This is a genomic window from Dactylosporangium sp. NPDC049525 (assembly GCF_040676755.1).
Classification (GTDB): domain Bacteria; phylum Actinomycetota; class Actinomycetes; order Mycobacteriales; family Micromonosporaceae; genus Dactylosporangium.
Genome location: NZ_JBFAPO010000001.1, coordinates 673,866 through 681,080, shown reverse-complemented (window position 1 = coordinate 681,080; position 7,215 = coordinate 673,866). Strand labels below are relative to the sequence as shown.

Sequence of the window (7,215 nt, the reverse complement as noted above, 5' to 3'; positions counted from 1 at the left end):
CACCCCCCCTGCGCACCCCCTTCGCGCAGGGCCGCGGGGTCGGGGATCCGGCGGTGCCCCGACCCCGGCGCACTACATCAGACGGCTCCGGCCCCGGTGAGGGAACGGGCCTCGAGCTCCGCGAACTTGTCCGGGTCGCGTTCCTTGCTGGTGATCGCGCCGATCGCGGCGAAGATGAACCCGATCGGGATCGAGATCAGGCCCGGGTTCTCCAGCGGGATCGGCGCTGCGGTCGTGCAGCTGAACAGCGCCGTCGCGTTAGAGACCGCCTTCGACGTCTGCTCCACGCCACAGGTCTTGGCCTGCGCCGCGGTGAGGGTCGCCGGGGTGCGGGCGTCGCTGACGCCGCCCCAGGCGATCGGGCTGAGCAGGACGATGCCGACGGCGGAGAGCAGGCCGGCGTAGATGCCCCAGGTCGCGCCGCGGGTGTTGAACCGCTTCCAGAAGAGCGAGAAGAGGATCGCCGGCAGGTTCGCCGACGCCGCGATCGCGAATGCGAGCGCCACCAGGAAGGCGACGTTGAGGTTGCGGGCGAAGATGCCGAGCACGATGGCGACGGCGCCGATGACGAACGCGGAGTACCGGGCGACGACGACCTCCTGCCGTTCGGTCGTCTGGCCGCGCTTGATGACGTTGGCGTACAGGTCGTGCGCCAGCGACGACGACGACGCCAGGGTGAGTCCGGCGACGACGGCGAGGATGGTGGCGAACGCGACGGCCGCGATGACGGCCAGCAGCAGTGAGCCGCCGAAGTCACCGCCGAGGTAGCGCTTGCCGAGGGCCTCGGCGAGCTGTGGTGCCGCCGTGTTGCCGCCGGGGTCCTGAGCGAGGATCGCCTGCCGTCCGACCAGGGCCGCGGCACCGAAGCCGAGGGCCAGGGTCATCAGGTAGAAGACGCCGATGATGCCGATCGCCCAGACGACGCTCTTGCGGGCGGCCTTGGCGTTGGGGACGGTGTAGAAGCGGATCAGGATGTGCGGCAGGCCGGCGGTGCCGAGCACCAGGGCCAGGCCGAGCGAGATCAGGTCGAGCTTGCTGACCAGGGTCGCGGTCGCGTTGCCGGCGATGTCGCGGCCGTAGCGCAGGCCGGGCTGCAGGAACGATTCGGCCGGGTTCCGGCCCGACTTGGCGGCGGCCTCACCGAGCAGCGACGACAGGTTGAACTTGAACGCGGCGAACACCATCAGCGTCAGCAGCAGGGCGCCGAGCATGAGCATGAACGCCTTGACGATCTGGACGTAGGTGGTGCCCTTCATGCCGCCGACGGTCACGTAGACGATCATCAGCACGCCGATGAGGGCGATGGTGACGATCTTCGCGGTTTCCGCGGTCATGCCCATGAACGTGTCGCCGGCCTTGATGCCGAGCAGCAGCGCGACGAGGGCGCCGGCGCCGACCATCTGCGCCAGCAGGTAGAAGATCGACACGATGATCGTGGAGATCGAGCCGGCGGTGCGGACCGGCGCCTGCCGCATCCGGAACGCCAGGACGTCGGCCATCGTGTAGCGGCCCGAGTTGCGCATCAGCTCGGCGACGAGCAGCAACGCGACGAGCCACGCGACGAGGAAGCCGATGGAGTACAGGAAGCCGTCGTAGCCGTTGAGGGCGATGATGCCGGCGATGCCGAGGAAGCTCGCCGCCGACATGTAGTCGCCGCCGATGGCCATGCCGTTCTGGAAGCCGGTGAACGAGCGGCCGCCGGCGTAGAAGTCCGCGGCGTTCTTGGTCTGCCGGCTGGCCCAGATCGTGATGCCGAGGGTGACCGCGACCAGGACGACGAACAGCGTCAGCGTCAGCGTCCGGGTCGTGGTCGCCCCCACCGCGAGGGTGACGTCGTTCATTCGGGGCTCCCTTCGATCTTGGCGCGCAGCGCGTCCGCGAGCGGGTCGACCTGCTTGTCGGCGTAGCGGGTGTACAGCCAGGCGATCAGGAACGTCGACACGAACTGGAGCAGCCCGAAGATCAACGCGATATTGATGTGGCCGACGACCTTCGTGCTCATGAAGTCGCGGGCGTATGCGGAGAGCAGCACGTACAGCGCGTACCAGATGAGGAACGCGGCGGAGACCGGGAACACGAAGCGTCGCAGGGCGCGGCGCAACGCGGCGAACTCCGGGGTGTTGGCAGCGGAGACGTAGCGGTTGTCGTCCGTGCCGGTCGGCACCGGTGTATCGGTGCTCATGGGGGATCACCACCTGCCGTTTGGGGTGTGGGTACGGCGCACGGTAGGAACCCGCCGGGTGGGCGTGAAGATCCCGGGACGGGCGCGGCGAACCCCTGCGCTGAACGGCAGGTTCGGTGCGCCCAGTGACAGGGGTCACACCGTTTACCGGCGTTTATATCGAGGTGTACCGACCCCGGTGGTGGAGCAGCGGCTTCGCCGCGGCCTGCGCCAGCTCGACCCGCTGGATGGTCGCCTCGACGAGCAGCGACCAGCCGAACTCCCGGGCGCCGTCAAGGTCGCAGCCGGCCCACGGGTAGCCGCGCGGGACGGGCCCGAACTCGGTGTCGTCCCAGTCACCGGTCGCGAACAGCCCGCCGGGTGCCGGCATCAGCCCCGCGAACCGCTCGGCGAGCTGGTTGTCCCCCTCGGCGAGCGGCGTGACGGCGAACCGGCCGGTCGCCTCGATCGCCGTCCACAGCTCGCTCTCGTCGTCGACGAGCCCGGCGACCCGGCCGGGGTCGCCGTCGGCGACCAGCATCGACGACACGGTGAGCCCGGCCGCGGTGGATCCGCCGCCGGCCGTCCACAGCGACACCGCCGCCGGGAGGCGCCCGCGGAACCGCCGCAGCGGGGAACGCAGGTCATCCGGTGTGGCGAACGGATCCGACGCGTGAATGCTCACCCGCTTATTGTCGGGCCTAGCCCAGTTTCGGGGTGACGGCGGCCAGGACTTCCGGCGCGCGCCGCTCCAGGAGGTTGCCGGCGATTCGCGTGCCGACCCAGGCAACGGCGAACCCCCAGCCGATGCCGACCGGCAGCAGCAGCCAGATCAACCCGTCCGGCAGGAAGATGAACGCGATAAACAGCGGCGACGCGAGCGCCCAGGTGGCGAACATGGTGACGAAGGACAGCATGCTCTTCGCGCTGCCCTGACCGGTGTTCATCGCGAACGGGTTGGCGCTGTCGGGCATCGGGTACGGCGCGAGCACCGACGTGACGCCGGCGGCGCCGACCGAGATGCCGAACGCGCACAGGCCGACGCCGAGCGCGGCGGGCAGCTGGTCGGTGTGGCCGCTGAGCACCGACACGGCGACGGTGCCGGCGGCCAGCAGCGGGAAGGTGAGGATGCCGACGCCGATGGCGCGGGCCGCGAGCTCGACCTGGCCGGGCACGTTGGTGAGCATGTGCAGCGCATACGCGGTGCCGTCGTTGCCGAACTGGTTGACCAGGACCAGACCGACGAACGCGCCGGCGATCAGCAGCGAGAACACCAGGGCGCCGTCGCTCATGCCGGCGCTCTGCCGGGCCGCCTCCTGCTCCTCGGAGCTGGCGCCGGTGCCGAAGCCGAACGTGAACGCGAACGGGATGACCACGGACGCGGCGAGCAGCGAGATGAGGCTGGCGCGGCGGCGCGGGTCGCGGAACCAGTACCGGACCTCGCGGCCGACGAGCCCGGTGAACCGCCCGGCCGGCAGGGACCGCAGGATGCCGGGCAGGAACGCCCGCACCGGCTTGCCGTCGACGGCCTTGGCCTTCTTCGCCGCGCCGGTCGACGCGGTGCCGAGCATCGCCGCCTCGATCGTCTGCAGCCACCACCACAGCAGCAGGGCGACGCCGGCGACCCCGATCGCGAGGCGGGCCGCGACGAGGTGCCAGTTGCCGTCGATCGCGTCGACGTAGGCGACGAACGGCGCGGCGAACGGCGTCCAGGACAGGACCCCGGCGATCGTCGTGGCCTGCTTCGACTCACCGTTCTCGACGAGGGCGAACACCAGCTGGAAGACCGGGTTGCAGGAGATGCCGGCCAGGGCGATCAGCAGCGCCGCCAGGTCGCGGACCTTGCGCGAGCGCAGCATCCGGGCGAACGCGCTGGTGACGGCGCGGCTCGCGGCGACGCACACGGCCAGGCCGACGGCGGCGCCGAGGACCGCGACCACGCCGGCCGCGATGCCGCCGTCGATGACCGCGCCGACGGTGGAGCCGAGCGCGGCGAGGAGCGTGACGCCGGGCGGGATGCCGACGAAGGCGGCGGCGAGCATGCCGAGCACCAGCGTGCGGCGCGGCACCGGCAGCAGCGAGAACCTGGCCGGGTCGAGGGTCTCGTCGACCCCGAAGAACAGCAGCGGCACCAGGATCCAGGCCAGGACGACGGCGGCGCCGGCGAACGCGGCCAGGGTGGGCCGCAGGCTGCCATCGGCGACGCTGGTGCCGGCGAAGGTGCCCAGCCCGACGAACGCGGCGCACAGGCCGAAGAAGACGCCGAGGATGAACAGGGCGACGCGGGACTTCTTGCCCCGCATGGTGTTGCGCAGGATCCGCAGCTTCAACCGGACGAAGTAGCCGACCTTCGGCTCGCCGCCGCGGATCGGCTCGGGCCGCGGCGCGAAGATCCCGGCGCCGCCGTCGGGCGCCGCCACCTGCGCGGGGACATCGGCGGCCGGCACCGTGACCGGCACGTCGGCCGGGCGCTGCGCGGGGATGTGCGACGGATCGCCAGGGACCGGCGGCTGCGGGGTCACAGCCACGACAGCTCCGCGCCGGTCGCGACCCGCCCCCCGACGACGTCGACGAAGACGTCCTCGAGCTCCCGTCCGCCCTTCACCTCGTCGGTCGTGCCGACGACCTTGATCTGGCCGTCGGCGAGGATCGCGATGTGGGTGCAGAGCCGCTCCACGACCTCCATCACGTGGCTGGAGAAGATGACCGTGCCGCCGTTTCGGACATACCGGACGAGGATGTCGCGGATCAGGGCGCCGGACACCGGGTCGACGGCCTCGAACGGCTCGTCGAGGACCAGCAGCCGCGGCGCGTGCAGCAGCGCGCAGGCCAGGCCGATCTTCTTCTTCATGCCGGCGGAGTAGTCCACGACCAGGGTCCGGCCGGCGTCGGCGAGGCCGAGCACGTCGAGCAGCTCCGCGGCGCGGGCGTCGATGACGTCCTGCGGCAGGCCGCGCAGCAGGCCCGTGTAGGCGAGCAGCTCACTGCCGGTGAGCCGGTCGAACATGCGGGCCGAGTCGGTCAGCGCGCCGAGGCGGCGTTTCGCCTCCACGGGGTCGGACCAGACGTCGTGGCCCAGGACATACGCGTGGCCGGCGTCCGGGCGCAGCAGCCCGACCGCCATGGACAGCGACGTCGTCTTGCCGGCGCCGTTGGGGCCGAGCAGTCCAAAGAACGACCCGGTCGGCACGTCGAGATCGACGCCGGCCACCGCCACCTTCTCGTCGAAGCGTTTCGTGAGCCCCCGCAGTGCGAGAGCGGAGCCATGCCCGCTGTCCGTCACAATTGCACCGTAGGTCACGCTCGCATCCACCGCATCCCCCGACAAAAGCACTCACATCCGCAGCGCGTCCGGCGCGTGCAGGCGAAGCATGATCGCTCCGAGGTCCTTCGGCAAGCGGTGCCTGGTCAGCAACGACACGGAGATCATGACGAGGAAGGCCAGCGGCACGCTCCACGCCGCCGGCTGGGTGGTGAGCACACCCGCCCAGCCGGGCAGCGGCCCGCCGAGGACGGTGAGCAGGACCGCGGAGGCGGCCGTGCCGCCGCCGACCACGATGCCGGCGGCCGCGCCGATCGCGGTCAGGCCGCGCCACCAGATGCCGAGGACCAGCAGCGGGCAGAAGCTGGACGCGGCGACGGCGAACGCCAGCCCGACGACCTGCGACACGTCGAGGCTCGCCACGAACAGCGCGAGCAGCAGCGGCACGACCCCGGCGACCAGCGCGGAGCGGCGGAAGTCGCGGACCGAGCCGTGCCCGAGCACGTCGGTGGACAGGACCCCGGCGACGCTGGTGAGCAGCCCCGACGACGCGGACAGGAACGCGGCGAACGCACCCGCGGCGACCAGCGCGCTCAGCAGCTGGCCGGTGAGCCCCCCGCCGAGCGCCGCCGACGGCAGCAGGAGCACGACGGCGTCGGTGTTGCCGGTCATGAGCAGTTGCGGTGTGTACACGCGGCCGAGCACCCCGTACAGGGTCGGGGTCAGGTAGAAGACGCCGACGAGACCCAGGACGACGAGCGTGGTGCGCCGCGCGGCGGCCCCGTCGGCGTTCGTGTAGAAGCGGACCAGGACGTGCGGCAGCCCCATCGTGCCGAGGAACGTGGCAAGGATCAGCGAATAGGTGGCGAACAGCCCCTGCGAGCGGTCGCCGGGCAACAGCCAGTCCGTCGGGGACTCATCGGACACGGCGGCGACCGTCGGTACCGGCGCGGCAGCCTGGAACTCGATGGCGGTGTCGGCGTCCGCGACGTGCTCGCCGACCGTGAGCAGCACGGCACCGTCGACGGCCGACCCGTCCAGCCGCCCGTGCGCGACGACCCGCGTCTGCGTGGTGACGCTCAGTCGCGTGGTGTGGTCGACGGTGACGGTCGTGGCGACGGGGAACGTCGGGCCGGCGGGGGCGGTCAGCGCCGGGCGGCCGTCGGACTGCCACTGCATGAGCAGGAAGACGAACGGCACCGCCAGGGCGGTGAGTTTCAGCCAGTACTGGAATGCCTGCACGAACGTGATGGAGCGCATCCCGCCGAGCGCGACGTTGAGGGTGACGACGACGCCGACGAGCAGGGCGCCGAGCGCATACGGGGCACCGGTCACCGTCTGCAGCGTCAGCCCGGCGCCCTGCAGCTGCGGCACGAGGTAGAGCCAGCCGATGAACATGACGAACGCGGTCGCGAGCTTCCGCAGCCGCTTCGAGCGGAGCCTGACCTCGCAGAAGTCCGGGAGGGTGAACGCGCCGGAGCGGCGCAGCGGGGCGGCCACGAACAGCAGCAGCGCCAGGTAACCGGCGGCGAACCCGACCGGATACCAGAGCACGTCGACGCCGTGCTTGAGCACCAGCCCGGCGACGCCGAGGAAACTGGCCGCGGACAGGTATTCGCCGCTGATCGCGGCCGCGTTCCAGGTGGGGCTGACCATCCGGGACGCGACGAGGAAGTCCGAGGTGGTCCGCGCGAACCGCAGCCCGTAGAGGCCGATGGCGACGGTGACAAGGGTGACCGCGATGACCGCCGGCAGGGCGTAATGGTTCATGCCGTCGCCTGCGCTGCGCTCC

General features: G+C 71.4%; 6 protein-coding genes. All 6 read right to left on the bottom strand.

From position 1 onward, the window contains the following. Positions 1-77: 77 nt before the first annotated feature. The 6 genes from AB0K00_RS03035 to AB0K00_RS03010 all read right to left on the bottom strand — a co-directional run bounded on the left by AB0K00_RS03035 (position 78) and on the right by AB0K00_RS03010 (position 7,193). On the bottom strand, positions 78-1,841 hold the full coding sequence (locus AB0K00_RS03035; protein WP_363514299.1) for a cation acetate symporter: 1,764 nt from the start codon (positions 1,839-1,841) through the stop codon (positions 78-80). Continuing rightward, positions 1,838-2,182, bottom strand: coding sequence for a DUF485 domain-containing protein (locus AB0K00_RS03030; RefSeq protein WP_363514296.1), 345 nt, complete (start codon positions 2,180-2,182; stop codon positions 1,838-1,840). Before AB0K00_RS03030 ends, AB0K00_RS03035 begins: the two co-directional genes overlap by 4 nt. A 154-nt stretch (positions 2,183-2,336) precedes the next feature. After that, positions 2,337-2,846 carry a flavin reductase family protein gene (locus AB0K00_RS03025; protein ID WP_363514293.1) on the bottom strand — a complete coding sequence of 170 codons (510 nt, stop codon included), beginning with the start codon at positions 2,844-2,846 and terminating at the stop codon, positions 2,337-2,339. A gap of 16 nt (positions 2,847-2,862) precedes the next feature. Next, positions 2,863-4,689: an ABC transporter permease gene (locus AB0K00_RS03020; protein ID WP_363514290.1), complete on the bottom strand. Its 1,827-nt coding sequence runs from the start codon at positions 4,687-4,689 to the stop codon at positions 2,863-2,865. Beyond that, a complete protein-coding gene (locus AB0K00_RS03015) occupies positions 4,680-5,444 on the bottom strand; it encodes an ABC transporter ATP-binding protein (protein WP_363514287.1) in 765 nt (254 codons plus the stop codon). Before AB0K00_RS03015 ends, AB0K00_RS03020 begins: the two co-directional genes overlap by 10 nt. A 51-nt stretch (positions 5,445-5,495) precedes the next feature. Beyond that, on the bottom strand, positions 5,496-7,193 hold the full coding sequence (locus tag AB0K00_RS03010; protein ID WP_363514284.1) for a cation acetate symporter: 1,698 nt from the start codon (positions 7,191-7,193) through the stop codon (positions 5,496-5,498). Positions 7,194-7,215 lie beyond the last annotated feature (22 nt).